General features: G+C 68.9%; 23 protein-coding genes. 12 read left to right on the top strand and 11 right to left on the bottom strand.

Features of this window, described 5'->3' with window-relative positions; genetic code table 11:
* Positions 1-22: 22 nt before the first annotated feature.
* From BKA24_RS13035 to BKA24_RS13010, 6 genes are all read left to right on the top strand, one after another.
* Complete coding sequence (locus tag BKA24_RS13035; protein WP_184218963.1) at positions 23-2,242, top strand: MMPL family transporter; 2,220 nt, start codon at positions 23-25, stop codon at positions 2,240-2,242.
* Positions 2,239-2,820, top strand: coding sequence for an isochorismatase family protein (locus BKA24_RS13030; protein WP_184218960.1), 582 nt, complete (start codon positions 2,239-2,241; stop codon positions 2,818-2,820). The genes BKA24_RS13035 and BKA24_RS13030 overlap by 4 nt, the downstream gene beginning before the upstream one ends.
* The gene (locus BKA24_RS13025; RefSeq protein WP_184218957.1) at positions 2,817-3,560 is read left to right on the top strand and encodes a DUF2510 domain-containing protein; all 744 of its coding nucleotides are present in this window, start codon (positions 2,817-2,819) and stop codon (positions 3,558-3,560) included. Before BKA24_RS13030 ends, BKA24_RS13025 begins: the two co-directional genes overlap by 4 nt.
* A gap of 129 nt (positions 3,561-3,689) precedes the next feature.
* On the top strand, positions 3,690-4,880 hold the full coding sequence (locus BKA24_RS13020) for a glycosyltransferase (RefSeq protein ID WP_184218954.1): 1,191 nt from the start codon (positions 3,690-3,692) through the stop codon (positions 4,878-4,880).
* Between the two features lie 184 nt (positions 4,881-5,064).
* A complete protein-coding gene (locus BKA24_RS13015; RefSeq protein ID WP_184218951.1) occupies positions 5,065-6,876 on the top strand; it encodes a glycoside hydrolase family 15 protein in 1,812 nt (603 codons plus the stop codon).
* A gap of 56 nt (positions 6,877-6,932) precedes the next feature.
* Entirely contained in the window at positions 6,933-7,829 is an 897-nt protein-coding gene (locus BKA24_RS13010; RefSeq protein WP_184218948.1) for an SDR family oxidoreductase, read from the top strand.
* A 10-nt stretch (positions 7,830-7,839) separates the two neighbouring features.
* Here the strand turns inward: BKA24_RS13010 and BKA24_RS13005 are convergent, their stop codons facing one another.
* Positions 7,840-8,010 carry a hypothetical protein gene (locus BKA24_RS13005; RefSeq protein ID WP_281385749.1) on the bottom strand — a complete coding sequence of 57 codons (171 nt, stop codon included), beginning with the start codon at positions 8,008-8,010 and terminating at the stop codon, positions 7,840-7,842.
* Here BKA24_RS13005 and BKA24_RS13000 point away from each other — a divergent pair.
* Positions 8,000-8,155, top strand: a complete 156-nt coding sequence (locus BKA24_RS13000) for a hypothetical protein (RefSeq protein WP_246367457.1) — start codon at positions 8,000-8,002, stop codon at positions 8,153-8,155. The genes BKA24_RS13005 and BKA24_RS13000 overlap by 11 nt on opposite strands.
* Positions 8,156-8,190: 35 nt before the next feature.
* Here the strand turns inward: BKA24_RS13000 and BKA24_RS12995 are convergent, their stop codons facing one another.
* Positions 8,191-8,853, bottom strand: a complete 663-nt coding sequence (locus BKA24_RS12995; RefSeq protein ID WP_184218945.1) for a TetR/AcrR family transcriptional regulator — start codon at positions 8,851-8,853, stop codon at positions 8,191-8,193.
* 119 nt (positions 8,854-8,972) lie between these two features.
* On the opposite strand from BKA24_RS12995, the gene BKA24_RS12990 reads away from it, so the two are divergent.
* The 3 genes from BKA24_RS12990 to BKA24_RS12980 are packed head-to-tail and all read left to right on the top strand — an operon-like array spanning position 8,973 to position 12,086.
* Positions 8,973-10,262 carry an extracellular solute-binding protein gene (locus BKA24_RS12990; RefSeq protein ID WP_184218941.1) on the top strand — a complete coding sequence of 430 codons (1,290 nt, stop codon included), beginning with the start codon at positions 8,973-8,975 and terminating at the stop codon, positions 10,260-10,262.
* Between the two features lie 5 nt (positions 10,263-10,267).
* A complete protein-coding gene (locus BKA24_RS12985; RefSeq protein ID WP_184218938.1) occupies positions 10,268-11,194 on the top strand; it encodes a carbohydrate ABC transporter permease in 927 nt (308 codons plus the stop codon).
* Between the two features lies 1 nt (position 11,195).
* Positions 11,196-12,086 (top strand): carbohydrate ABC transporter permease, encoded by an 891-nt coding sequence (locus BKA24_RS12980; protein ID WP_184218935.1) that lies wholly within the window; start codon positions 11,196-11,198, stop codon positions 12,084-12,086.
* Here the strand turns inward: BKA24_RS12980 and BKA24_RS12975 are convergent.
* The 8 genes from BKA24_RS12975 to BKA24_RS12940 form a co-directional block, all read right to left on the bottom strand.
* Positions 12,079-12,378, bottom strand: coding sequence for a DNA polymerase beta superfamily protein (locus BKA24_RS12975; protein ID WP_246367100.1), 300 nt, complete (start codon positions 12,376-12,378; stop codon positions 12,079-12,081). The two genes, BKA24_RS12980 and BKA24_RS12975, sit on opposite strands and share 8 nt — an antisense overlap.
* Complete coding sequence (locus tag BKA24_RS12970) at positions 12,375-13,688, bottom strand: HNH endonuclease (RefSeq protein ID WP_184218929.1); 1,314 nt, start codon at positions 13,686-13,688, stop codon at positions 12,375-12,377. Before BKA24_RS12970 ends, BKA24_RS12975 begins: the two co-directional genes overlap by 4 nt.
* Positions 13,689-14,088: 400 nt before the next feature.
* Positions 14,089-16,329, bottom strand: coding sequence for an exo-beta-d-1,3/1,6-glucosidase (locus BKA24_RS12965; RefSeq protein ID WP_184218925.1), 2,241 nt, complete (start codon positions 16,327-16,329; stop codon positions 14,089-14,091).
* Entirely contained in the window at positions 16,326-17,327 is a 1,002-nt protein-coding gene (locus tag BKA24_RS12960; protein WP_184218922.1) for an ABC transporter permease, read from the bottom strand. Before BKA24_RS12960 ends, BKA24_RS12965 begins: the two co-directional genes overlap by 4 nt.
* Position 17,328: 1 nt before the next feature.
* The gene (locus tag BKA24_RS12955; protein ID WP_184218919.1) at positions 17,329-18,414 is read right to left on the bottom strand and encodes an ABC transporter permease subunit; all 1,086 of its coding nucleotides are present in this window, start codon (positions 18,412-18,414) and stop codon (positions 17,329-17,331) included.
* A complete protein-coding gene (locus BKA24_RS12950) occupies positions 18,411-19,220 on the bottom strand; it encodes an ABC transporter ATP-binding protein (RefSeq protein WP_184218916.1) in 810 nt (269 codons plus the stop codon). The genes BKA24_RS12955 and BKA24_RS12950 overlap by 4 nt, the downstream gene beginning before the upstream one ends.
* Entirely contained in the window at positions 19,217-20,041 is an 825-nt protein-coding gene (locus BKA24_RS12945; RefSeq protein WP_184218913.1) for an ABC transporter ATP-binding protein, read from the bottom strand. The genes BKA24_RS12950 and BKA24_RS12945 overlap by 4 nt, the downstream gene beginning before the upstream one ends.
* Before the next feature lie 79 nt (positions 20,042-20,120).
* Positions 20,121-21,785 carry an ABC transporter substrate-binding protein gene (locus tag BKA24_RS12940; protein WP_184218910.1) on the bottom strand — a complete coding sequence of 555 codons (1,665 nt, stop codon included), beginning with the start codon at positions 21,783-21,785 and terminating at the stop codon, positions 20,121-20,123.
* A gap of 182 nt (positions 21,786-21,967) precedes the next feature.
* On the opposite strand from BKA24_RS12940, the gene BKA24_RS12935 reads away from it, so the two are divergent.
* Positions 21,968-22,603, top strand: a complete 636-nt coding sequence (locus BKA24_RS12935; protein WP_184218907.1) for a TetR/AcrR family transcriptional regulator — start codon at positions 21,968-21,970, stop codon at positions 22,601-22,603.
* 179 nt (positions 22,604-22,782) lie between these two features.
* Here the strand turns inward: BKA24_RS12935 and BKA24_RS12930 are convergent, their stop codons facing one another.
* The gene (locus BKA24_RS12930) at positions 22,783-24,153 is read right to left on the bottom strand and encodes an HNH endonuclease (protein WP_184218904.1); all 1,371 of its coding nucleotides are present in this window, start codon (positions 24,151-24,153) and stop codon (positions 22,783-22,785) included.
* A gap of 144 nt (positions 24,154-24,297) precedes the next feature.
* Here BKA24_RS12930 and BKA24_RS12925 point away from each other — a divergent pair, with 144 nt between their 5' ends.
* Positions 24,298-25,368 carry a spore photoproduct lyase family protein gene (locus tag BKA24_RS12925; protein ID WP_184218901.1) on the top strand — a complete coding sequence of 357 codons (1,071 nt, stop codon included), beginning with the start codon at positions 24,298-24,300 and terminating at the stop codon, positions 25,366-25,368.
* Positions 25,369-25,370 lie beyond the last annotated feature (2 nt).

Genomic DNA, 25,370 nt, shown 5'->3' with positions numbered 1-25,370 from the left:
TATTACTAGCTATTCTAGTTATATGACCGCTCGGACCCCCTCCCGTTGGTTGCGCATCGCACTTCCGCTCGTCCTCGTCGTGATCTGGCTCGCCGGCGGATCGATCGGCGGACCCTACTTCGGGAAGGTCGACGAGGTCTCGACGAACGACCAGTCGTCGTTCCTGCCGCAGAGCGCCGAGTCCACTCAGGTACAGGAGCGGCTCGACGACTTCACCGGCGGCGAGTCCATCCCGGCGCTCGTCGTGGCCGACGCCGGGGGAGAGCTGAGCACCTCGCAGCTGGATGCGGTGCAGACGATCGCCGATCGCCTGGCCGAGGTGACCGGGGTGGAGGAGGTGTCTCCGGCGATCGCCTCCGACGACGGTGAGGCCGCCCAGGTCGTGGTGTCGATCGACGCGTCGGGCGAGGTCACCGAGATCGTGGGCGAGCTGCGCGACATCGTCGACGCGGAGGTTCCCGCGGGCCTCGAGGCGTGGGTGACGGGTCCGGCGGGCTTCACAGCCGACCTCGCGTCGGGCTTCACCGGCATCGACGGGCTCCTCCTGCTCGTCGCGCTCGGCGCGGTCTTCGTCATCCTCATCGTCGTCTACCGCTCGCCACTGCTGCCGATCCTGGTCCTGCTGACGTCGGTGTTCGCACTCTGCGTGGCGCTGCTGACGGTCTGGTGGCTGGCCAAGGCCGAGATCTTCGTGCTCAACGGCCAGGTGCAGGGGATCCTGTTCATCCTCGTCATCGGTGCCGCGACCGACTACGCGCTTCTCTATGTCGCCCGGTTCAGGGAGGCGATCGGCGAGGGACGCGGGCGGTGGGATGCCGCGGTCTCGGCGTGGAAGGGAGCGGTCGAGCCCATCCTCGCGTCGGGCGGCACGGTCATCGCCGGTCTCCTGTGCCTCCTGCTGAGCGATCTGGCCAGCAATCGCGCCCTCGGCCCGATCGCTTCCATCGGGATCGCGTTCGCGATCCTGTCGGCTCTCACGTTCCTGCCGGCACTGCTCGCCCTCACCGGTCGTGCCGCGTTCTGGCCGTTCATCCCGAAAACCGGCTCGCACGAACTGCCGGCAGATCTCACGCAGCCGGTCCGCGGCGTCTGGGCCCGGCTGGCGCGGCTGATCGCCCGGCGCGCCCGCGTCGTGTGGATCGTCTCGACCGTGGTGCTCCTGGCTGCCGCCGTCGGCGTCACCCAGCTGAAGGCCGACGGCGTGGCGGCGAGCGAGCTCGTGCTCGGCGCATCTCAGGCCCGCGACGGTCAGGAGGTGCTCGGCGAGCACTTCGCAGCCGGCTCCGGCAGCCCGCTGTACGTCATCACCGCGGAGGACGGCATCGCCGACGCCGCCGCCACGCTCCAGGACGAGCCGGGGATCGACTCCGTCGCCGTGCTGTCCTCGGATTCCCCGACCGGCCAGGTCGGCGTCGAGGTGGATGGCGGCGAGGTCTCGTACACGGTGCAGGGCCCCCCGGGGACCGCGGCTCCCGAGCCCACCGTCGACGGCGGTGACGTCATGCTCGTGGGGACGCTCGCCGACGCCGCCGACTCGCTCGCCGCGGAGCAGACGGTGCGTGATCTGCGAGCGGACTTCGCCGCATCGGACGTCGACGCGATCGTGGGCGGCACGACCGCCATCGACCTCGACACGAACGACACGTCGATCCGCGACCGCACGGTCATCATCCCGGTGATCCTCGTCGTCGTCCTGCTCATCCTCATGCTGCTGCTGCGGTCTGTCCTCGCTCCGGTGCTGCTCATCCTGAGCGTCGTCGTCTCGTTCGCGTCAGCGCTGGGAGTCGCCGCGCTCGTGTTCAACGGCGTCTTCGGCTTCCCGGGTGCCGACCCGGCCGTGCCGCTCTACGGGTTCGTCTTCCTCGTCGCCCTGGGCATCGACTACAACATCTTCCTGATGTCGCGAGTGCGCGAGGAGTCGCTCGTGCACGGGACGCGACGCGGCATCCTCCGCGGGCTCGTCTCGACCGGAGGGGTGATCACCTCGGCAGGACTCGTGCTGGCGGCGACCTTCGCCGCGCTCGGTGTGATCCAGATCCTGTTCCTCGTGCAGTTGGCCTTCATCGTGGCCTTCGGGGTGCTGCTGGACACCTTCCTCGTGCGGTCGCTTCTCGTGCCCGCGCTCACCTACGACATCGGGCGTGCGATCTGGTGGCCGTCGAAGCTGTCGCGATTCGAGCCGGAGGCGGAGGCGCCGGGCGCTATGAGCCGAGCGGAGTACCGTCGTACGCTCGACACATGAGCCGAGCGCTGTTCATCGTCGATGTGCAGAACGATTTCACCGAGGGCGGCGCCCTGGCGGTGACCGGAGGCGATGCCGTCGCCGAGGGGATCAGCGCCTTCGTCGCGGCCCGCGCCGCCGACTACTCAGTGATCGTCGCCTCACGCGATTGGCATGACCCGGTCGGCGACAACGGCGGCCACTTCGCCGAGCACCCCGACTTCGTCGACTCGTGGCCCGTCCACTGCGTCGCCGGGACGCCGGGCGCGGACTACGACGAGCTCCTCGACACCGACGCGGTGACCCACCACGTCACCAAGGGCCAGGGCATTCCGGCGTACTCCCTGTTCGAGGGCGTCACGGCGGCGGGCGAGACGGTCGCCGAGGTCTTGAGTGCGCACGGGATCACCGACGTCGATGTCACCGGGATCGCGACCGATCACTGCGTGCGTGCGTCGGCTCTGGATGCGATCAGCCACGGCCGGCGCGTGCGGATCCTCACCGGGCTCATCGCCGGTGTCGCGGAAGGCTCCAGCGAGGCGGCACTCGCCGAGCTCGCCCACGCCGGCGCGGAACTCGTGCCCGGTGACGGCCGGTGAGCCGCGGCGCTCCGGCCGGGTGGTACGCGGATCCGGGTGAGCCGGGCCAGCTCCGCTGGTGGGACGGTGCCGAGTGGGCGCCCGACACGGTCGCCCCGGCGGGCGATGCGGCATCCGCGTCGGAGGACGTGCCCGCGGAGGACGTGCCCGCGGAGGACGTGCCCGCGGCCCCAGTCGAGAAGCCGACGGTCCCGAAGGGAGAGCCGGCGGTCGCGAGCGAGCGGCCGGCACCCGCGAGGGAAGCGGCGGCCGCGCCGGTGCGGCCGGTGCGGGCGGGCACGGTCTGGGTGTGGCTCGCCATCGTCGCCTCCGTCTTCCCCTTCTGCTCCGCGCTGCTCGTCGACGCCGTCACCGGTGCGCGCCTGGTGGGCTACTTCGTGCTGCCGGCCGGGTACGACCCGGGCCCCGGCCCGTGGGTCATCGCGGGGCTCGTCCTGTTGACCTGGGTGAACGGGCTGTCCCTGGCCGCCTCGGTGCTGTTCGCCTGGCTCGACGCGCGCGCCCTCCGGCGCCGAGGGATCGAGCGCCCCTTCGGGTGGGGCTGGGCGGTGCTCGTGTTCGTCGCGACCCTCGGCGTGTACATCGTCGGCCGCACGGTCGTCGTCCGACGTCGCACCGGGCGAGGCTGGGCGCCCCTGTGGGGATGGCTGGCAGCTCTCGTGCTCGGGCTCGCGGCCCTCGCGCTTTGGCTGAGCGTGGTCGTCGACGCGCTGTGGAGATCGGTCACCCTCGGCGGCTGACGCGTGGATGCCGCTCGGCGGCGATCTTCACACGATGTACATCTGGGGTTCACCGCCGGAGGCGCACCCGATCGGAGCATGGGACGAACGCAACCTCGCGTGCATCCCGACCCGATCGAGAGGCGTCCGATGACCCGACCCACCCGCGTGCTCTCCCTCTACGAAGGCCTGTTCGCAGGTGGTGCCCGCATCCTCCACACCTCCGTCGTCCGGGGTCTGCACGCGGACGGATCGCACGAACACGCGGTCCTCTCGATCGCCTCCGCAGCGCGACGCGAGTCGACGCTGCAGCGCATGGAGGACGACACCCGCTACCGGGAGCTGACCGGGGCAGGCGTCGCGGTGTCGACGCTCGGCCGCACTGCGGGAGCGCACCCGCCGGCACCCGAGGACTATTCGAACGCCGAGCTGGATGCCGCGGCATCCGTGGTCGCCGAGGCCGACGTCATCCTGACCCTCAAGGAGCAGCCGCTCGGGCTCCTGCTCGCCCTCGACGAACGCGGGCTCCTGCCCGACGTGCCGATCGCATCCTGCCTGCACCGGTCGGACCCCACGCACTCCGGCGCGGCGATGCGCTGGCTCGGCGAGCTCGGGGCGTCGGGGCGGTTGACGTCCACCGTGTCGTGCGCGCAGTCCACGAGCGACGCCTACGCCCGCTTCACCCCGCCCACCGTCCGCAAGATCGTGATCCCGAACGGCATCGACACGGCCCGGTTCCGACCGGGAGCCGACGACCGCGTGGCGGTGCACCGCGCCCTCGGCATCCCGCTCGACGCTCCGGTGGTGGTGTTCGCCGCCCGCTTCGATGCGATGAAGGACCCCGGTCTCTTCCTCCGCTCCGTGGCATCGCACGCCCGGCGTGACGAGCAGACGCACTACCTGATGTGCGGCGCGGGGATGACGCGCGACAACCCGGCCCTCACCGCCGCGCTCGCCGATGCGGGTGTTCCGCGGCACCGGATGCATCCGCTCGGCATCCGGGACGACATGCCCTCGGTCTACCGGGCTGCGGACATCGTCGCGCTCACGAGCGCGTATGGCGAGGCCTCGCCGCTGTGCCTCATCGAAGGCGCCGCGACGGGGGCGACGCCCGTCACGACCGCGGTCGGCGATGCCGCGCAGATCGTCCGCGGTTTCGGCGTGGTCACCCCTCACGACGAGCACGCCATCGCGGCGGCGTGGACGAAGGTCATCTCGCGACGACCCGTCTACCGCGCGGCCGCGCTCGCCGCGAGACCGCGCCTGGGAAGCGACCGGATGCTCGACGCCTACCGGAACGTGATCGACGACCTGGCCGGCGCGCAGGAGGCGGCCGCCTGACCCCGTTCGCCTCCAGAGTTGTCCACGGTCGCCTCCTGGGCGGCTTCGTCTCCGGGGGCGAGGGCCGCACCCCATCACATCGCGGGAGGGGTGTCAACCGTTCTCGGTCTGACGCAGATCGCGGCGAGACTCGAAGACCTCGGACGATACGCGCCGAGGTCATCCCGAGGAGACGTCCCGCCCCATGACCCACCCCACCAGCGACCGCCCGGGTCAGGATCTTCGCGACTACGCGCCGATCGGCGATGGGCGCACGGTGGCGCTGGTGGGACTGCGCGGCCAGATCGACTGGATGCCGTTGCCGGGCATCGACGACGTGCCGATCTTCGGGCGCTTGCTCGACGACGATGCGGGCGGCTGCATCGAGCTCGAGCCGGTCGGTGAGTACACGGTGCGTCGGCGTTACCTCGCGCGGACGAACGTCCTGGTGACGACGTTCCGCACCGACACCGGAACGGCGAGCGTCACCGACGCGCTCGTGACAGGTGTCGCGGGGCGGCTGCCGTGGGCCGAACTGGCGCGCCGGGTGGACGGCATCGAGGGCCAGGTCGAGTTCCGCTGGCGCGTGCAGCCCGGCACCTCGCTCAAGACGGCGGCGCCTTGGTACGACGACGGCGGCGGGCGCCGCATTCTGCGCTCGGGGCTCACGACGATCGGCGTGACGGGCAAGGAGCACGGCCCGAAGCCCGCCGGATCGGGCGACGTGGAGGGTCCGGGCTTGGCGGGCGGGTTCCGCACGACCGCCGAGAGCCGCCACCTGCTCATCGTGGTGGGCACGCACGACGAGCCCATCCACTTCCCCAATCCCGACAACGTCGACCGCGGCATCGATCGGACGCTCGACGCCTGGCGGACCTGGTCCAAGGAGTTCTCTTACGAAGGGCCCTGGGCTGCGCACGTACAGCGCAGCGCGCTGATGCTCAAGCTCCTCATCCACAGTCCGACTGGTGCGATCGCAGCTGCGGCGACGACGTCGCTGCCCGAGAGCCTGGACGGCGGCAAGAACTGGGATTACCGGCTCGCGTGGGTGCGCGACCTCGCGTACACGGTCGATGCCCTCATCGGGTTCGGGCTGCGCGAGGAGACGCACGCCGCGATCTCGTGGCTGCTGCGCACGATCCGTGCCAACGGCCCCGACCTGCACGTGATGTACACGTTGGACGGCGGTCTCGACGGCGGCGTGAAGACGTACGACGTCCCCGGGTGGCGGGGGATCGGACCCGTCGTCACCGGCAATCCCGCCCACGGTCAGCTCCAGCTGGGTGTCTACGGCGATCTGTTCGCGATCTGTCGCGCCTATGTCGACGCCGGCAACTCTCTCGACGTGGCGACCGGCCGGATGCTGGAGATGTTCGCCGACAAGGTCTGCGACATCTGGCGGAACCCTGACTCGGGCATGTGGGAGCTTCCCGAGTTGCGGCACTACACCTCGTCGAAGATGGGGTGCTGGCAGGCGCTTCGGGATGCCGCTCACTTGTCGGACCTCGGGCAGATCCCCGGCAGCAGCGAGCGGTGGGTCGCCGAGGCGGACCTCATCCGTGAGTGGGTGGACGAGCACGGCTGGTCGGAATCCCGCGGCGCGTACGTCATGGCGCAGGACAGTCGCGATCTCGACGCGTCGGTGCTCCTGCACTCGTTCAGCGGGTTCGACCGCGGTGACCGGATGTCGCGCACGATCGACGCGCTCACCGGCGAACTGGGGGAGGGCGCGCACCTCTACCGCTACACCGGGATGCGTGAGGAGGAGGCGACCTTCGTCGCCTGCAGCTTCTGGCGGGCGGCGGCCCTCGTCTGCGTCGGGCGCCACGACGAGGGCGTGGCCGCGATGAACGAGCTCGTCCAGAGCGGGAATGACGTCGGGATGTTCGCCGAGATGATCGAACCTGCCGACGGATCCTTCCTCGGCAATCTTCCCCAAGCGCTCAGCCATCTGGCGCTCATCCAGACGGCACTGCTGATCCGCGAGCTCGTCGGCGACGACGCCGATCAGACCTGACGTGACTTGAACTTCCGACGCGACCGCTGACCATCGATCACCAGAGGAGACACACCATGGCCCGCGACCAGTACACCTTCACCAACCCCGCCGAGCTCTACGCCGACATCGAGCCGCAGAAGGGGCACCAGCCCGAGCCGGGCCTGGACGCCGACCTCGAGCCGAAGGCCGATCTCGGGGAGGACAGCTACCGCGGCAGCGGACGGCTGCAGGGCCGGAAGGCGCTCATCACCGGTGCGGATTCCGGCATCGGGGCGGCGACGGCGATCGCGTTCGCCCGTGAGGGCGCCGATGTGGCGATGTCGTACCTGCCGGAGGAGGAAGAGGATGCCGCGCGCATCGCCGGCATCCTGCAGGACGCAGGTGTCACCGTCCTGACCTTCCCCGGTGACCTGCGCAGCAAGGACTACTGCCGCGAACTCGTCGCGAAGACCGTCGAGGGTCTCGGCGGTCTCGACATCCTCGTCAACAACGGCGGCAAGCAGGTGTTCAACGAGGACATCACGACCCTCGACGACCAGCAGTTCGACGACACGTTCACGACGAACGTCGACGCGATGTTCTGGATCACGAAGGCGGCGGTGCCCCACCTCCCGGGAGGGGCGACGATCATCAACACGACGTCGATCCAGGCCTACTCGCCGTCCGACATCCTGGTCGACTACGCGTCGACGAAGGCGACCATCAACGCGTTCACGAAGGCGCTCGCCCAGCAGCTGGCGCCGAAGGGCATCCGTGTGAACGCCGTTGCGCCGGGACCGATCTGGACGCCGTTGCAGGTCTCGGACGGGCAGCCCCAGGAGAAGGTCGCGCAGTTCGGCGAGGACACCCCGCTCGGGCGGATGGGTCAGCCGGCCGAGCTCGCCCCCGCGTACGTCTTCCTGGCGTCGGCCGAGTCCAGCTACGTCATCGGTGAGACGCTCAACGTCAACGGCGGCATGCCGACCCCCTGACTGTGCGGACTCAGTGGGACGCCGGCTCGTTCTCGCGCACGGATGCCGCGGCGATGCGCGCCCGCGAACGCGCGACGAACCTGTTGCGGATCGAGACCACGAGGACGACCGCGAGCAGTGCGTAGAGGGTGATCGTGATCGGCCCCTGGACGAGCACCGAGAAGTCGCCGTTGGCGCTCATCGCGGCATCCCGCAGACTCGTCTCGGCCACGGCGCACCGCTACCTGACCCATCTGGTCGACCTGGGTGTCATCGACCTCGCCCATCGCTACGGCAAGCGGGGGCGACCCGAGGTGCTCTACCGGCTCGCGCCAGCCCCGCGCTGAGCGCGGCTTTCGAGGCCGGGGCGAGCCGGCGGGCGTCACGGCGTGCGGCGGTCCGGGATCTCCAGCAGGTGCAGGAAGTCCTCGAACAGGCCCTCCATGTCGACGGCGTCGGGGTCGAGTAGCCACTGGAGCTGGAGGCCGTCCATCATGGCGGTCACCAGCTGGCCCACGCGTTCGGGGTCGAGATCGGTGCGCAGCTCGCCGTCCGCCTGCAGACGGGAGAAGGATTCGTCGTCCTGATGGCGGATCTGCCGGTACCGGTCGCGGAACGACTCGTGCGCCGGATGCTGTGGGTCGGTCGCCTCCGCAGAGAGGACCACGTGCAGGGCGACGAGGCCGGGGGAGCGCGTGTTCCGCGCCACCTGATCCCTCATCGTGTCGACGAAGGTGGCGCCGGCCGCCTCCGACGCCTCGCGCCGTTCCCGGTCCATCTCGTCCCGCGCCTCGATGGTCGCGGCGAGAAGCCCCATCTTCGAGCCGAAGTGGTGGAGGAGTCCGGCGTCGGAGATGCCGACCCGTCGGGCTATTTCGCGCAGGGACGTCCCGCGGTACCCCTGCTCGCCGAAGACCTCGACCGCGGTGGCGAGGATCGTCGAGCGTCTCTTGTCGCCGCGGACTTTGCGCAGGTCGGCACGTCCGAGGCGGGTCAGGTCGGTCGCGGACTCGGTGTCGTTGGGGCGGGTGGCTCCGTCGCTCATGCGCCTTCTCTCTTGCGAGGGGTCGTGTCGTCAGTCTATGCTCAACAAACTAAGCGAGCAGTTGCTAAGTTACTTTTCCCGCCAGCTGCCGCGGAGTCAAGACTCAACGAGGAGGAATCGTGAAGCTGCGTAATCGGGCACTCGCCTTCGGTGCGATCGGGCTGGTGGGCGTTCTCGCCCTGGCAGGCTGCGGCCGCGCCGACGACGCCGGCGAGGGTAACGGCAACGCCGAAGCCGCGACCGTCGATGACGCTCCCGCGACGGGAGACATCGAAGTCTGGGCGATGGGCGAAGAGGGCGAGAACCTCGGCGACTTCGCCGACGCCTTCGTCGAAGAGAACCCCGACGCGAAGGTCACCGTCACCTCCATCCCGTGGGCCGACGTCATGACCAAGTACCAGACCGCCGTCGCCGCCGGCACCGTCCCCGACGCCATCATGATCGGCTCGTCGCTGCTGCCCTCCATGGTCGCGGCGGGCGGTCTCGCACCCGTGCCCGACGACCTCGTCGACGAGGACGGCTTCAACGAGACGGCCCTCGAGTCCACCGAGGTCGAAGGCACCGCGTACGCCGTGCCGTGGTACGTCGAGACCCGCGTCATGTACTACCGCACCGACCTCGCCGAAGAAGCGGGCGTCGAGGCTCCGACCACGTGGGAGGAACTCACCGCATTCGGTGAGGCGATGACCGCAGGCGGCGCGAAGTACGGCATCCAACTCCCCATGGGAGACGCCGAAGACTCCACGCAGGTGATCCTGCCGTTCTACGCGCAGGCCGGTGGCGACGTGCTGAACGACGCGGGCGACGCCTACGCCTGGGACGAAGCGGCGCTCACCGACGCGCTCGAGTACTACGCCTCGTTCTTCATCGACGGCCTCGCGCCCACCTCCGGTTACGGTGACGAGCAGACCGCGGCGTTCGCGAACGGCTCCAACCCCGCCTTCATCTCCGGTCCGTGGATGGTCGGCGTGCTGGGCGACCAGGAATCGCCGGAATGGGTCGAGGAGAACGTCGGCACCGCACCGGTGCCGGCGGGTGCCGATGGCAACGACTCGTACCTCGGCGGCGGGCACCTCGGGGTGTTCGAGGATGCCGAGAACGCGGACGGCGCGTGGAAGCTCATCCGCTGGCTGTCCGAGGCTGAGACGCAGCAGCAGTGGTTCGAGACCGTCAACGCGCTCCCGGCCGTGACCTCGGCGCTCGACGCCGAGCCGTTCACCTCCGACCCCCGGCTGTCCGTGCTCAACGACCAGCTCGAGAACACCGTCGCTCCGCCGTCGGTGCCCAGCTGGAACGAGATGTCGGCGTTCATCGAGACCGAGGCCGAGAAGGTCGCCAACGGCAGCGACGCCGCCGAGGCGGCATCCGCCATCGTCGCGAAGGCCGAGTCGCTCGGCACGGGCTGGTAACTTCCATGGCGCTCGCTTCGACGAGCGCGGCTGGGCGGCGAGGAGGATTCGCCGCCCAGCGGCGCCGCACGGCGGTGGTCGCGTGGCTGTTCGCGCTGCCGTTCCTGGTGATCTTCGCGGTCTTCATGCTGGGGCCGCTGCTCGGCTCGTTCGCGATGTCGTTCTCCGACCTGACGGTGCGGGACCTCCGCTCGCCGTTCAACGTGAACATCGTCGGGTTCGAGAACTTCGTCACGCTGTTCCAGGACGAGCTGTTCGTGAAGTCGATCGTGAACACGTTCTACTTCGTGGGCGTCGGCATCCCGCTGACGATGGCGCTCGGTCTGCTGCTGGCGGTGGCGCTGAACTCGGGCATCGAGAGGTTCCGGAGCGTCTTCCGGGTCGGCTTCTACACGCCGGTCGTCACGTCGATCGTCGCTGTTGCGGTCGTGTGGAAGTTCATCCTGCAGGACTCCGGGCTGCTCAACACCGTGCTGTCGTGGGTCGGGATCAACGGCCCCGACTGGTTGAACGACCCGTTCTGGGCCATGCCCTCGATCATCGTGATGGGCGCCTGGCGAAACATGGGCACGCTGATGATCATCTTTCTCGCCGGGCTCCAGGCGATCCCGCGCGACGTCTACGAGGCCGCTGAAGTCGACGGGGCGAGCGCGTGGCGCCGGTTCACGAGCATGACGCTGCCGCTGATGCGCCCGACGCTGTTGCTCGGCGCCGTGCTGCTGTCGGTTGGCTTCCTGCAGGTGTTCGAGGAGCCGTTCGTCATGACGCAGGGCGGGCCGCTCAACTCGACCCTGACGATCAGTTACTACGTCTACAACCAGTTCGGCTACGGCGACTATTCGGTCGCTTCGGCCGCCGCCTACGTGCTGTTCGCGTTCATCGCGGCGCTCTCGGCGGTGCAGTTCCGACTGCTGCGATCGAAGGACAACTGAGATGGCAATCACCACGGTCACCGAACCCTCGAAGTCCGCTCTGACGGATGCCGCACCTCGCCGCTCACGCAGGTCGTTCAACTGGTCGCGCAGCGCGACGTACCTCGCGCTGACCATCGGGCTGATCATGACGCTGGCGCCGTTCCTGTGGATGCTGCTCGGCAGTTTCAAGACGCAGGGCGAGCTGTTGCAGCGACCCATCACGTGGTGGCCGGAGCAGGCGACGCTCGACAATTACTCCCGCTGGCTGACCCAGCTCGACTACGGGCAGTTCTTCTTCAACTCGGTGGTCGTGGCGCTGATCGTCGTGGTCGGGAACATCGTGTTCTGCTCGATGGTCGCGTATGCGCTGGCGAAGCTGGAGTTCCCGGGCAAGAAGGTGCTGTTCGCGCTGGTGCTGCTGACGCTGATGGTGCCCGGCGTCGTGACGCTCGTGCCGATGTTCGTCCTGGTGGCGAACATGGGGCTGGTCAACACGTACCCGGCGCTGATCCTGCCGTTCCTGGCCGGACCGCTCGGCGTGTTCCTGATGCGGCAGTTCATCATGGGCGTGCCCGACGCGCTCATCGAGGCGGCGCGGATCGACGGTGCGGGGGAGTTCCGCATCTTCCTGCGAGTCGTGCTGCCGCAGTGCGGTCCGCCGATCGCGACGCTCGCGATCCTGACCTTCCTCGGCTCGTGGAACAACTTCCTGTGGCCGCTGGTGGTTGCGCAGACCGAGCAGATGTACACGCTGCCGGTGGCACTGTCGCTGTATTCGGTCGGATCGAACGGCACGTACTACGGGCTGCTCATGGCGGGTTCGGTGCTCGTGGTGACGCCGATCCTGGTGCTGTTCCTCTTCCTGCAACGCTACTTCGTGCAGGGCATCGCGATGACCGGGCTCAAGTAGGCCCGAGCTGCGAGACGAAGTACTGGTCGACGAGCGAGCGGACGAGCGCAGGGTCTCGTAACGATGCGGCGTCCTCGAACGCTTCGGCGCGCGTGAGTTGCGCATCGACGAAGCGTTCGAGGAGTCTCTTGGCGAGGTCCCAGCCGTTGACGTCGAACACCTCGTCCAGCGGGGTCTCGATGACGTCGCGCTCGGGAAAGAGCGAGAGGTACCTGTCGCGCGGTCGTACGAAGATGAACCGGCAGTCGTGCGCTGCATCGCCTCCGAACGCCCGAAGCGAGCGGCCGGTCAAAACGGTGGGAGTGAGATGTCGGCAGGAGTGAACGCGACGGCCGGGGTGGGTGCGTCTTCGCGATAGATCCTGCCGAGGGGTGAGGTCCATTCCAGGACGCCACCCTTGAGTTGTCGGACCCTCCATGCGGTGAATTGCTTCATCGAGTGGTGTCGCTGACAGAGGTGACACAAATTGCAGGTGTGGGTCTTGCCGCCGAGTGCGTGATCGACGTTGTGATCAACCTCACAGCGGATCGCCGCCTGGCGGCATCCCGGGAACCGGCAGTGCTGGTCCCGAGCTTGGAGGAAGCGGCGCATCTTTTCCGGCACCCGGTACGAATCGACCGCGAGCACGGCCCCGGTGATCGGGTGCGTGACGAGGCGTTCCCACTGGCTGTTCCCTGCGGCGAGTTCACGTGCTGTCGCAACGTCGATCGGGGACCGACCGACCAGGTCGCAGGCGTCGTGGTCATCATTCGCGAGCGCATGCGCGGGGATGACGACTTGGATACGGGCGCGGATCTTCCCAAGCGGACCCGCGGACGTGTCGCGGGTGTCGTCGAGCGCTGGGGTACCTGCGAGGAGGAGGTCGGCGAGCAGGTCTGCGCGGACCTGGTCCATGGTGCGTGCGTCGGTCGACACGACCTCGGCGTCACCCGTCGCAGCGCGTTCGCCGCGGGTGTCAATGATCGCCCGACCCATCCGGGTGAGGCGGTCGTGGATACCCTCCGCGATCGCCGTCGGCATCTTCGCGATCAATTCGCTCATCCCGTCGGACTCGGGCACGATCCGCACGCACCGGCCGGCCGCGGCTGCTTCGTGTCGCTCGGCGAACGACCGCGGGTGCAGGTGCTGCGCGAGCATCTCCAACGCTGGGCGGACCCGGTTCGGGGTGTCGCGTTCGCACGTCGGGATAGCGGCATCCGCGAACCGACCCCGCAGCTCGGGTGGCAGCACGGATCCGGCAGCGACGATCGTGAGGACGTGCCCGCGCACGATCCTCCCGGCTTCCCAAGCGTCGAGCACGGTCGGATAGTCCTCGACGATCGTTCGTGCCTCGTCGATCCGGCGCTGCATGGTGCGGTCGGCAACGCGCATGATTCCCGCGAGTTCCGCCGAGACCGACCTCAGCACCATGTCCTGTTCGCGGACCCGTGCAGGGGACCCGGCGGCGGTCTTTTCGGCCAGAGCAGCCGCGGCTGCGAGCAGACGAACCTCGCGGATCTGCACGGCCGCGGCATCCTGGGCCAACCCCTCGAACCCATGAGCCAGCCCGGCGAGGGACGCCATGAAGGCGTCCGATCCGGGTGTCTCTGCGGGGCTGGTCATACCTCTATTCTGGTGAGGGGGTACGACATCGAGCGGGCCAATCCGGGCCGGTCAACCCCAGATCAAAATGAGAAAACGATCATGCTGGGAAAGGCGTTCACCGACCGTTCACAGCAGGCGGCGCCGCGGCCGGTTAGCCTGCGGTCATGACCAGGCCTCGGATCGTCCGCAGGATCTCCGCGTTCTTCGATCGCGTGCTCGGGCCCGTGTCGTCGAGTCGCCGGGACGACACGCAGCGCGCTGGCGGCCCAGCATCGACTGACCCGAGGCAGGCTTCGCGTCGCGCCGAGGGCTCCACAGCGTGGACCCGCATCGGCGGTGGCGGGATCTGACTCACGCCTCGAGCGGGCACGAAGCACGACGGGGACGGGCGCAGGGGTGCCCGTCCCCGTCGTTGGTCTCAGCGGATCTCGAAGCCGACTGCGTGCAGTGCGGCGTCGCGCGAGGACGGGCCGATGAGCAGTTCGAACGCGCCGGGCTCAACGATGCGGTTGCCGGCAGCATCCACGATCGTGCAGTCGGCGGCGTCGATCGCGACCTCGACCGTGGTCGACTCCCCGGGTGCGAGGTCGACGTGCCGGTAGGCCTTGAGCTCCTTGTCTGCCCAGCTCACCGAGGTCACTCGATCGCGCACATAGGCCTGCACGACCTCGTGCGCCGGCCGGTCGCCGGTGTTGCGCAGGGTCACGCGTGCCCGCACCGTCTCGGCGACACCGACCGCAGGCGTGAGGATCGTGGCATCCGTGTACTCGACGGTGGAGTACGACAGGCCGTCGCCGAAGGCGAAGGCGGGTTCCTGGGTGAGGTCGGCGTAGCGGTCGCCATGCTGGCCGCGGATTTGGTTGTAGTACGTCGGCTGCTGGCCGGCGTGGCGGGCGAACGAGATCGGCAACCGACCGGTCGGCTCGATCCGCCCGAGCAGCAGCTCGGCGATCGCGCGCCCGCCCTGCATGCCGGGGTTCGCGACCCACACGAGGGGGGCGCCCTGCACCGACTCCGGCAGCACGAGCGGCTTCGAGGCGAGCAGCACGACGACGAGCGGCGTGCCGGTCGCGGCGAGGGCATCGAGCAGCGCGCGCTGGCCGCCGACGAGCTCGAGGGTCGCGGTCGACCGCCCCTCGCCGACGAGCTCGATGCGGTCGCCGACGACGGCGACGACGACGTCAGCCTGCTCTGCGGATGCCACGGCGGCGGCGATCTGCGCGGCATCCGGCTCCCGCGGCACGACGATCGGCGGGCGCGGCTGCCCGTCGGGGAAGACCCCGGCGGGGTCGTCGGTCAGCTCGAGGATGTCCGCGCCGCGCTCGTACGTCACAGTGCCGTCGAACTGTGACCGCAATCCGTCGAGCACGGTGGTGATCTGCGCGCGGGGGTGTCCGTCCGGCATCCAGTCGACCTGGCCGGAGGACCCGGCCCAGTCGCCGAGCTGGGTCTGCGCGTCGTCGGCGAGGGGGCCGACGACGGCGACGCGCTGCGTCGCCGGTGCGAGCGGGAGGGTGCCGTCGTTGCGGAGCAGGACGAGCGAGCGGCGCGCGGCCTCGAGGTTCAGCTCGGTGTGCGCGCGCGAGGCGATGACCTCGGCGATCCGCGTGGTGTCGGGCAGTCGCGGGTTCTCGAACAGGCCGAAGCGGAACTTCAGCGACAGCACGCGCGAGACCGCCTGGTCGATGTCGCCTTCGTCGAGCAGACCGGATGCCACGGCGTCGAGCGCGCCCTGGAAGAACCCGGGCGTCGTCATGATCATGTCGTTGCCGGCCTTGACGGCGGCGGCGGCCGCGTGCGCGTAGTCGGGCTGCACCTTCTGCTCCCAGACCATGCGCCCGACGTTGTCCCAGTCGGTGATGAGGGTGCCGGTGTAGCCCCACTCGCCGCGCAGCACGTCGCTGAGCAGCCAGTCGTTCACCGTGATCGGCACGCCGTCGGTGGTCTGGTAGCCGAGCATGAAGGTGCGGCACCCCTCGCGGGCGACGCGTTCGAATGGCGGCAGGAACCACGAGCGGAGCTTCCGCCGCGAGATGTCGGCTTCGCTGGCGTCGCGGCCGCCCTGCGTCTCGGAGTACCCGGCGAAGTGCTTCGCGGTCGCGAGGATCGCGTCGGGGTCGTCGAGCCCGTCGCCCTGGTAGCCGCGCACCATCGCCGAGGCGAGCTCGCCGATGAGGAACGGGTCTTCGCCGAACGTCTCGTTGATGCGTCCCCAGCGGAGGTCGCGCGCGATGCAGAGGACGGGCGAAAAGGTCCAGTGGATGCCGGTGGCGGCGACTTCCGCGGCGGTCGCGCGGGCGACGCGCTCGGCGAGCGCGGTGTCCCATGAGGCGGCCATGCCGAGCTGGGTCGGGAAGATGGTCGCGCCCTCCCAGAAGGAGTGCCCGTGGATGCAGTCGTCGGCGACGAGCAAGGGGATGCCGAGGCGGGTCTGCGCGGTGAGCTCGGCGGCCCGCAGCACCTTCGCGGGGGAGGTGTGGAGGATCGAGCCGGCGTGGTGGCCCAGGACGATGCCCTCGAGGTCTTCTCGGGCATCGAACTGCATCATCTGCCCGACCTTCTCTGGCAGCGTCATGCGTCCGAGGAGGTCGGCGACGCGGTCGTCGACGGGGAGGGCGGGATCGAGGTAGGGGGCGGTCGACACGTCGACGGAGGTCATACGGCGGAGTCCTTGGAGGGTGTGGGACGGACGGCGGTGACGGCGTCGTTGACGTCGAGGCCCTTCTTCTTCATGGCGCGGGCACGTTCACCGGCGGAGCGCAGACGCGGGTTGACGTATTCGTCGATCCCGAAGTTGATGAGTGACAGGGCGACACCGATCGCGGCGATGCAGAGCCCCGGGGGCAGGTACCACCACCACTGGTTCTGCCGGAACGCGCCCTGCGCGCTCGCCCAGTTGAGGATGGTGCCCCAGTTGTAGGTGTCGACGGGGATGACGCCGATGTAGGAGAGCGTCGTGAGCCCGAGGATCGCAGCGGTGACGGTGCCGACGAAGCTCGCCGCGATGAGCGCCATGAGGTTCGGCAGCATCTCGACGGCGATGATGCGGCTGAGCGGCTCGCCGTTGGCGCGCGCGGCCTGGATGAAGTCGCGGTTGCGCAGCGACATCGTCTGCGCGCGGAGCACGCGCGCGCCCCACGCCCAGCCAGTGATGCCGAGCACGGCGGCGATGAGCACGAGGGGTGCGTCTTCGACCATGGACGCCACGATGATGATCAGCGGCAGCCCGGGGATGACGAGGAACACGTTGGTGAGCGCCGACAGGCTCTCGCTGCGCCAGCCGCGCAGGTACCCCGAGACCACGCCGACGACGATCGCGATCACGGTGGCGATGAGCGCGGCGAGGAAGCCGACGACGATCACGCCGCGGGTCCCGTGGATGACCTGGCTGAGGACGTCCTCGCCGATGTGGGTCGTGCCGAGCCAGTGCTCGGCCGAGGGGGCCTGGAATCGCGCGGTGTTGTCGACCTTGGTGGGCGAGAACGGGGCGAGCACGTCGGCGAAGATCGCCACGAGGACGAAGAAGCCGAGGATCGCGAGCCCCGTGATCGACTTCGCGTTGCGGAACATCGCGAACGCGGAGCCGAGCTTCGCCCAGAAGGATGTGCGGACGGGCTCGGCGGGGCCGGCCGTGCGCAGGGTCATGGTCGCGGACATGTCAGGCCTCCGTCTGGCGGGTGCGCGGGTCGAGGAACGCGTAGGCGACGTCGGCGAGGACGTTCGCGATCAGCACCGAGAGGGTGATGACGAGGAAGACGCCCTGCATGAGCGCGTAGTCCTTCGCGTTGGTGGCATCCAGCAGCAGTTTGCCGACGCCGGGGTAGCTGAAGACCATCTCCATGACGATCGTGCCGCCGACGATGAAGCCGATCGACAGGGCGAAGCTCTGGATCTGGGGGAGGACCGCGTTGCGCGCGGCGTAGCGCCACAGCACGCGGGAGTTCGGCATGCCCTTGGCCTGGGCGACGGTGATGTAGTCCTCGTCGAGGACGGTGAGCATCATGTTACGCATGCCGAGCATCCAGCCGCCGAGGGAGGCGATGATGATCGTCACCGCCGGCAGGGTGCCGTGGTGGATCACCTGGCCGATGAACTCGGGGGTGAATTCGGGCGACATCCCGACGCCGTAGGCCTTGCCGATCGGGAACCACTTCAGGTTGACCGAGAAGACCGCGATGGCGAGCAGGCCGAGCCAGAAGTAGGGGATGGTGCTGAGGAAGGTGGTGATCGGAATGAGGACGTCTGCCCGGCTGCCGCGGCGCCAGCCGACGATCGCACCGCCGATCGTGCCGATGAGGAACGAGATGATCGTCGCGAACCCGACGAGGCCCACGGTCCAGGGCAGTGCCTGGCTGATGACCTCGGAGACCGGGCGCAGGCCGTGCAGGAGCGAGACGCCGAGGTCGCCGCGGAGCAGCAGCGCCCAGTAGTCGAGGTACTGCTGCCACATGCTCTTGTCGGTGTCGATACCGAGCAGGGCGCGGAGTGCTTCGGCGGCTTCGGGGCTCACGTTGCGGTTGCGGGCGAGGTACTGATCGACCGCATCGCCCTTCATGAACCGGGGGAGGAAGAAGTTGATCGTGATCGCGGCCCACAGCGTGAACAGGTAGAACGCGGCGCGACCGCCGAGGAAGCGCCACGGCACGCGAGAGCGCCCGGCCTTCGCAGTCGTGGCGGTGGTGCCGGCGCTGACGGCGTCGCCGGGGGCGTCGTCCACGGGCAGCTGGGGTTCGACGGCGGTCACAGTGCACCTCCGGGGATGCCGGGTGCCGAGGCGAAGTGTCGCTCGGGGTCAGGGGACGCGGCACGCAGTTCTTGCGTGTACGGGTTCTGGGGGCGCAGGATCACGTCGTCCGCCGTGCCGGTCTCGACGACACGGCCCTGGTTGAGGACGATGATCTCGTCGCTGAAGTGCCGGGCGGTCGCGAGGTCGTGGGTGATGTAGAGCACACCGAGGCCTTCCTCCCGCTGCAGGTCGGCGAGCAGGTTCAGCACGCCCATGCGGATGGAGACGTCGAGCATCGACACGGGCTCGTCGGCGACGAGCAGGCGGGGGCGGGATGCCAGGGCGCGGGCGATCGCCACACGCTGACGCTGTCCTCCGGAGAGCTCATGCGGTCGCCGGTCGATCACGGCGGCGGGCTGCAGACGCACCCGCTCGAGCAGACGGTGCACCTCGTCCTCGACCTCCGCGGCGGGGACGACGTGGTCGAGGCGGAGGGGCCGCTCGATGTGGTGCCGGATGGAGTGGTACGGGTTCAGCGAGGCGAACGGGTCTTGGAAGACCATGCGCAATTGCTGTCGGTAGGCGCGGAGCCCCTTGCCGCGGCGCGGGATGGGGGTGCCGTCGAGGCGGACCTCGCCGCTGGTGGGGGTCTCGAGCTGCGTGAGGATCTTGGCGATCGTCGACTTGCCGCTGCCGGACTGGCCGACGAGGCCGATCGTCTGCCCGGAGGTGAGGGTGAAGGTGACGTCGTCGAGGGCTTTGATCTGGCCGGCGCCGCGGACGTTGTAGATCTTCGTGACGCCGTCGAATTCGAGCGTGGTCATCGCGCGACGACTCCTCTCTCGCCGGTGAGACGGGGGAACGAGGACAGCAGGGTCTTCGTGTAGTCGTGCTGGGGGTCGGTCCAGATGCGCTCGGCGGTGTCGAGCTCGATGATCTCGCCCTCGCGCATGATCGCGATGCGGTCGCTGATCTCCAGCAGGAGGGGGAGGTCATGGGTGATGAAGATGACGGAGAAGCCGAACTCGTGACGCAGCTGCGAGATCTGCTTCAGGATCTCGCGCTGGACCAGCACGTCGAGGGCGGTGGTCGGCTCGTCCATCACCATGAGCTGGGGGCGCAGGGCGAGCGCCATCGCGATCATCACGCGCTGACGCATGCCGCCGGAGAGTTCGTGCGGGAAGGAGCGGACGCGCGCGGCGCCGACCTTGACGATCTCGAGAAGCTCGATGACCGCGTCGCGGCGCTGCGCCTTCGTCATCTCGGGGCGGTGGATCTCGAAGACATCCTCGAGCTGCGAGCCGATCGTCGCGACCGGGTTGAGCGCATTCATCGCGCCCTGGAACACCATCGAGATCTTGTCCCAGCGGAACCGGCGCATCTGCTCGGCATCCAACGCGTTCACGTCGATGTCCTCACCGGACACGTCACGGAAGACGACCGATCCGCTGGAGATGACGGCGGGCGCCTTGAGCAGGCGCTGCACGCCGTAGGCGAGGGTCGTCTTGCCGCAGCCGCTCTCTCCGGCCAGGCCGAGGATCTCGCCGCGGCGGAGTTCGAGGCTCACGTTCTTGACGGCCTCGACGGGTGGGTCGACGTCGTACACGACCGAGAAGTCGTGCACGGACAGCAGGGAGTCGCGCATGGTCGTGGGGCTTCCGAGTTCTGGGGACGGGAAGGGGGGTGGGGCGGATGCCGCGCGGCATCCGCCCCACCGGGGGGACTTACTCGGCGGGCGTGAGCTCCGTGAGGATCTTCACGATTCCGGGCTGCGTCGGGTCGGCCGACGCGTACGGGTCGTCCTCGGACGGCCAGCCCACGTAGTTGCGGGTGTTGAACTCACCCAGCAGCGGGTGCGCACCCAGCGGAATGGCCGGCACCTGCTCGGCGAACGTCTTCTGCAGGACCTCGCCGGCGGCGGCGCGGTCGTCCTCGGATGCCGCGTTGGCGTAGGTGTTCAGCGCCTCGGTGACCTTCGGGTCGTCGAACCGACCGAAGTTGAACGCGGCCTTGCCGTCGACGATCCACTTCGGGTCCATGGTCGAGGTGTACAGACCGTACGCGTTGCCGGTGTCCTCGAGCCAGTGGATGATCGCCTGGAACGTGCCCTCCTGGCGTGCGGCATCCCAGCCGCCCCAGTCGGGCTGGTCGACCTTGACCTCGATGCCGAGAGCCTCGTCGAGCTCTTCGGCCAGCAGCGCCTGCTCGGTGTTCCAGTCGCTCCAGCCGGCGGGCACCGAGATGGAGAAGGAGACGGCTTCGCCGTCGGGGTCGATCAGCTTGTCGTTCTCCCAGGTGTAGCCCGCGTCCTCCAGGACGCCCTTGGCCTTGTCGACGTCGACGGAGTAGTCGACGCCCTGGTACTCGTCGATGATCTCGCCCTCGAGGACGCTGCCGAGACCGGTGACGTTCCAGATCGGCTCGCTCGCGCCTTCACGGGCGATGTCGACGTAGGCCTGGCGGTCGATCGTCCAGGCGAGCGCCTGACGGAGGGCCGGGTCGTTGAACGGCTTGGTCTGCAGGTTCATGAAGAGCGTGCCGGCACCGGCGGTCGGAGAGACGAGGAACTGGTTCTTCTCGTCGGCCGACAGGTAGCTCGACTCGATCTGCGGGATGAACGCCTGCGCCCAGTCGGCCTCGCCGGAGACGAGCGCCGTGGTGAGCGCGGCGTTGTCGCCGTAGGAGACGTAGTTGAGCTTCGGGACGGCGAGCTCGCCACCCCAGTAGTCGGGGTTGGCGGTCAGGGTGACCGACTCGGTCGACCAGTTGTCGAGGACGTAGGGTCCGGTGCCGACGGCCTGACCCTCGCCGGTGAGGGGGTCGGTGTTCGGGTCGGCGATGTCGGCCCAGATGTGCTCGGGAACGATCTGGAAGTGCAGAACGCGGGCCTGCTGGGTGAACTTCGAGCTGTTGAAGTCGATGGTGACGGTGTCGCCGTCGACCGAGACGCTCTTCAGGTCGAGGGCGTTGGTGTCGTTGAGCTTGCCGTCGAGCACCTGGTTGAACGAGAAGGCGATGTCGTCGGCGGTGAAGTCCTCGCCGTCGCTCCAGGTCACGCCGGCGCGGGCCTTGGCGGTGAGCTGCGTGTAGTCCTCGTTCCAGGTCACCTCTTCGGCCAGCCAGGGCGTGGTGCCGAGGTCGCCGGTCGGGTTGACGAGGGCGAGGGACTCGAAGATGACCTTGCCGTAGCCGTACTTGGAGCCGGACGAGTCGCCGAGGTACGGGTTGTTGGACTCGGTCGTGATCGCGCCGTCGGGCTTGGCGATCGTGAGCGCGGCGCCGGAGGCGTTGCCGCCCTGGTCGCCCGTGTTCGATCCGCCCGCGGCGCAGCCGGTGAGGATCAGTGCCGCAGTGAGACCTGCTGCGGCGAGGGAGGTCTTAAGCCTCATTGCTTCTCCTTCGTGAGTGGTTCCCGGCGCCGCGGAGACTCCGAAGGGGAGTGGCACTCGGCGCTGAGTGTGATTGCAGTTGAGAACTTACAATCAAGTAAGTAAGTTCACAACTCCGAGATCTGTTCGCCGTGTCGACGGCGTGCGTAAACTCTGATCCGGCATTCGAAGAGGAGGCGGCCATGGTCGATGTGAAGCGCCAGCCGCGCTCGCGCCCCGAGACACTCGTCCGTCGGCGCGAGATCATCGACGCGGCCGTCGACATCTTCGGTGCCAAGGGCTACAGCGGCGGCACGCTGCAGGACATCGCCGATCAGGTCGGGATGACGCACGCCGGCATCCTGCATCACTTCGGATCGAAGGACGCGCTCCTGATGGAGGTGCTCGAGCACCGCGATCACACCGACGTCGCCGACCTCGAAGGGCAGCACATCCCGGGCGGCATCGAGTTGTTCCGGCACCTGGTCCGCACGGCTTTCGCCAATGCGCGACGGGCGGGGATCGTGCAGGCGTTCACGGTGCTGTCCGCGGAGTCCGTCACCGACGGTCACCCGGGGCACGCGTACTTCCAGGAGCGGTACCGCAACCTGCGCGCGGAGGTGACGGCGGCGTTCGAGGCGGTGTGCATCGAGCGGGGCGTGACCGATCGTGCCGTCGTGGCGGATGCCGCGGCGAGCATCCTCGCGGTGATGGACGGACTGCAGGTGCAGTGGCTGCTCGACCCGACCGCCGTCGACCTGGGGCGGGCGTCGGAGTTCGCGATCGAGGCGATCGTGACGGCGGTCGTCGCACCGACCGCCCCTGCCGTCGCCGGCTGAGATGGTACTTTCTCTGGCGCTGCGGGGTGCGCTGCGCGCGAAGGCCGACGCGCTCGGTGACGGGTGAGGCGCGTCGCAAGTGCGCGGGAGTACCGGCTGTGGCGCGTACTGCTCCGCACGGGATACCGCGGGCACAGGGCTCGCTGTGCGGATCGACACTCTATCAGGCTTCGTCGACCTCAGAACGGAGCTCGGCCGGCGTCGTGCGCGGTGTTGTGCGTGGGTGCGGCAGGGGTGAAGGTGACGGCCGGGGTGGGTGCGTCTTCGCGGTAGGTCCTGCCGAGGGGTGAGGTCCATTCGAGGACGCCACCCTTGAGTTGTCGGACCCTCCAGGCGGTGAACTGCTTCATCGAGTGGTGTCGTTGGCAGAGATGGGCGAGGTTCGATGTCTTCGTCGCGCCGCCGAGCGCCGCGTCGAGCGTGTGGTCGACTTCGCAGCGGATCGCCGCCTGCCGACATCCGGGGAATCGGCAGTGCTGGTCTCGGGCTTGGAGGTATCGGCGCATCGCCGACGGGACCCGATAGGAGTCCACGGCGAGCACGGTCCCGGTGATCGGGTCGGTGACGAGTCGTTCCCACGTGGGCGTCGACCCGGCCAGGAGCCGCGCGGTGGTCGGGTCGATGGGCGAGCGGCCGACGAGGTCGCACGCTTCGTCGGCACCCGCCAAGGCCAGGGCGGGGATGACGACCTGGACGCGGGCGCGGATCGCGCCGAGCGGCCCTGCGGTGGTGTCGCGCGTGTCGTCGAGGGCGGGCGTGCCCGCGAGGAGGAGGTCGGCGAACACGTCCGCGCGGACCTGGTCGGTGGAGCGGGCGTCGGTCGCGACGACGTCGCGCTGGTCGTCACCGTCGATGCGTACTGCCCTCCCGTGCGACGCACCGTCCGCCCGCTCACCACGGGTGTCGATGATCGCCCGCGCCATCTGTGTCAGCCGGTCGTGGACGCCTTCGACGATCGCCGTGGGGAGCGTCGCCACGAGATCGGACATCCCGTCCCGCCCTGGCACGACTCGCACACACCGTCCCGCGGCAGCTTCGGCGTGCCGTTCGGTGAAGGACCGCGGGTGCATCCGTTGTGCGAGGATCTCGAGCTCTGCCCGGACCCGGTTGGGAGTGTCCCGCTCGCACCGGGCGATCGCCGCGGCTTCGAACTCGGCTCGCATCTCCGGCGGAACGACCGACCCAGTCTCGACGATCACCAGCACGTGGCCTCGCGTGATCGCCCCGGTTTCCCACGCGGCCAGCGCGCCCGGGAAGTCCTCCACGATCACCCGCGCCTCGCTGATCCGGCGTTGCACGGTCCGGTCGGCGACCCGAATGACCCCGCCGAGCTCCGCCGCGATCGATCGGAGGATCATGTCGTGCTCCCGCACTCGACCCGGCGACCCGGCCGACTGCGTCTCCGCGAGACGGCCCGCCGCAGCGAGGAGGCGCAGCTGCTCGATCTGTGCCGCGGCGACACGACGCTCCGAGCCCTCGACGGAGTGCACCAACCCCGCGAGAGACGCGAGGAATGCGTCCGATCCGGGAGTCTCCGCCGTGCTGGTCATACCCTCATTCTGGTGAGGGCCTCCGACATTCCGACCCGCTTTCCCGCCTCCTGAAGACCCGATCAGATGAGAAAACACTCATTCGAGCTACGGGCGCCTCTCTGCGCGTTCGGCCCCTATGTCGGAACCCCGGAGCAGACAGGAATGGTGCGTCCATCGCCCCCGCTTCTCGACATCACCCGCATCTATGCGGAGCCGGCGGCGGCGCAGTCGCCTCGCGGCCAAGAGATCATCGCGCGGTGGCCGGCGGCTGAGGTGGTGCCGGTCGCGTCGCACTGGCAGATCCCCGAAGTGCATGGCGATGAGCGCAACGTGGCGCGATGGGTGCGCATCAAGACGGAGGCGCTGATCCTCGGGGAGAAGAAGAGCATCGCGACTCGCCTCAATGGGCGATCGGCGGACTTCATCGCGCCGTCACTCTCCAACGGATGCGCCATGGCCTGCGCCTATTGCTACGTGCCGAGGCGCAAGGGGTACAGCAACCCCGTCACCGTCTTCACGAACGTCGACAAGATCGCCGCCCACCTCGCGCGGCACGTGCACAAGCAGGGCCCGAAGACCGAGCCGAACCAGTGCGACCCCGAGGCGTGGGTGTACGACATCGGGGAGAACAGTGACTGCTCCGTCGACGCACTCATCAGCGAGAACGTCCGAGACATCTGCGACCTCTTCCGCATGACGCCGACCGCGAAGGCATCCTTCGCGACGAAATACGTGAACCGCGACCTGCTCGAGTGGGACCCGCTCGGACGAACGCGCATCCGGTTCTCGCTCATGCCGGCATCCACCGCGAAGATCACCGACATCCGGACCTCTCCGATGGCGGAGCGCATCGCCGCGATCGATGACTTCGTGGAGGCGGGATACGAGGTGCACCTGAACTTCTCGCCCGTGATCCTGACCCCCACCTGGGTGGAGGACTGGACCGAGCTCCTCACCCACCTCGCCGACGTCCTGTCGCCGCAGACCAAGCAGCAGCTGGCGGCCGAGGTGATCTTCCTGACGCACAACGAGCAGCTGCACGAGGTGAACCTCGGCTGGCATCCGAAGGCGGAAGAGCTGCTGTGGACGCCGCAGATTCAGGAGCCGAAGGTCTCGCAGAACGGCGCGGTCAACGTTCGCTACCGCTCCGGGTTCAAGGGCGCGCAGGTCGAGCTGTTCACGGAGCTCGTCGCCCGGTTCCTGCCGCAGTGCCGCATACGGTATGCCTTCTGACC

Source organism: Microbacterium marinum (assembly GCF_014204835.1).
Lineage (GTDB): Bacteria > Actinomycetota > Actinomycetes > Actinomycetales > Microbacteriaceae > Microbacterium > Microbacterium marinum.
Note: the sequence above shows the minus strand (reverse complement) of the source record. Positions and strands in the feature narration are given on the sequence as shown.

What these genes read in the sequence shown, in the direction of transcription:
- BKA24_RS12935 (WP_184218907.1), top strand. Translation starts at nt 21,968, where the DNA reads ATGGTCGATGTGAAGCGCCAGCCGCGCTCGCGCCCCGAGACACTCGTC.
- BKA24_RS12950 (WP_184218916.1), bottom strand. Translation starts at nt 19,220, where the DNA reads ATGACCACGCTCGAATTCGACGGCGTCACGAAGATCTACAACGTCCGC.
- BKA24_RS12930 (WP_184218904.1), bottom strand. Translation starts at nt 24,153, where the DNA reads ATGACCAGCACGGCGGAGACTCCCGGATCGGACGCATTCCTCGCGTCT.
- BKA24_RS13010 (WP_184218948.1), top strand. Translation starts at nt 6,933, where the DNA reads ATGGCCCGCGACCAGTACACCTTCACCAACCCCGCCGAGCTCTACGCC.
- BKA24_RS12985 (WP_184218938.1), top strand. Translation starts at nt 10,268, where the DNA reads ATGGCGCTCGCTTCGACGAGCGCGGCTGGGCGGCGAGGAGGATTCGCC.
- BKA24_RS13015 (WP_184218951.1), top strand. Translation starts at nt 5,065, where the DNA reads ATGACCCACCCCACCAGCGACCGCCCGGGTCAGGATCTTCGCGACTAC.
- BKA24_RS12970 (WP_184218929.1), bottom strand. Translation starts at nt 13,688, where the DNA reads ATGACCAGCCCCGCAGAGACACCCGGATCGGACGCCTTCATGGCGTCC.
- BKA24_RS13030 (WP_184218960.1), top strand. Translation starts at nt 2,239, where the DNA reads ATGAGCCGAGCGCTGTTCATCGTCGATGTGCAGAACGATTTCACCGAG.
- BKA24_RS12940 (WP_184218910.1), bottom strand. Translation starts at nt 21,785, where the DNA reads ATGAGGCTTAAGACCTCCCTCGCCGCAGCAGGTCTCACTGCGGCACTG.
- BKA24_RS12960 (WP_184218922.1), bottom strand. Translation starts at nt 17,327, where the DNA reads ATGTCCGCGACCATGACCCTGCGCACGGCCGGCCCCGCCGAGCCCGTC.
- BKA24_RS12945 (WP_184218913.1), bottom strand. Translation starts at nt 20,041, where the DNA reads ATGCGCGACTCCCTGCTGTCCGTGCACGACTTCTCGGTCGTGTACGAC.
- BKA24_RS13020 (WP_184218954.1), top strand. Translation starts at nt 3,690, where the DNA reads ATGACCCGACCCACCCGCGTGCTCTCCCTCTACGAAGGCCTGTTCGCA.
- BKA24_RS12980 (WP_184218935.1), top strand. Translation starts at nt 11,196, where the DNA reads ATGGCAATCACCACGGTCACCGAACCCTCGAAGTCCGCTCTGACGGAT.
- BKA24_RS12925 (WP_184218901.1), top strand. Translation starts at nt 24,298, where the DNA reads ATGGTGCGTCCATCGCCCCCGCTTCTCGACATCACCCGCATCTATGCG.
- BKA24_RS12965 (WP_184218925.1), bottom strand. Translation starts at nt 16,329, where the DNA reads ATGACCTCCGTCGACGTGTCGACCGCCCCCTACCTCGATCCCGCCCTC.
- BKA24_RS12995 (WP_184218945.1), bottom strand. Translation starts at nt 8,853, where the DNA reads ATGAGCGACGGAGCCACCCGCCCCAACGACACCGAGTCCGCGACCGAC.
- BKA24_RS13005 (WP_281385749.1), bottom strand. Translation starts at nt 8,010, where the DNA reads ATGAGCGCCAACGGCGACTTCTCGGTGCTCGTCCAGGGGCCGATCACG.
- BKA24_RS13035 (WP_184218963.1), top strand. Translation starts at nt 23, where the DNA reads ATGACCGCTCGGACCCCCTCCCGTTGGTTGCGCATCGCACTTCCGCTC.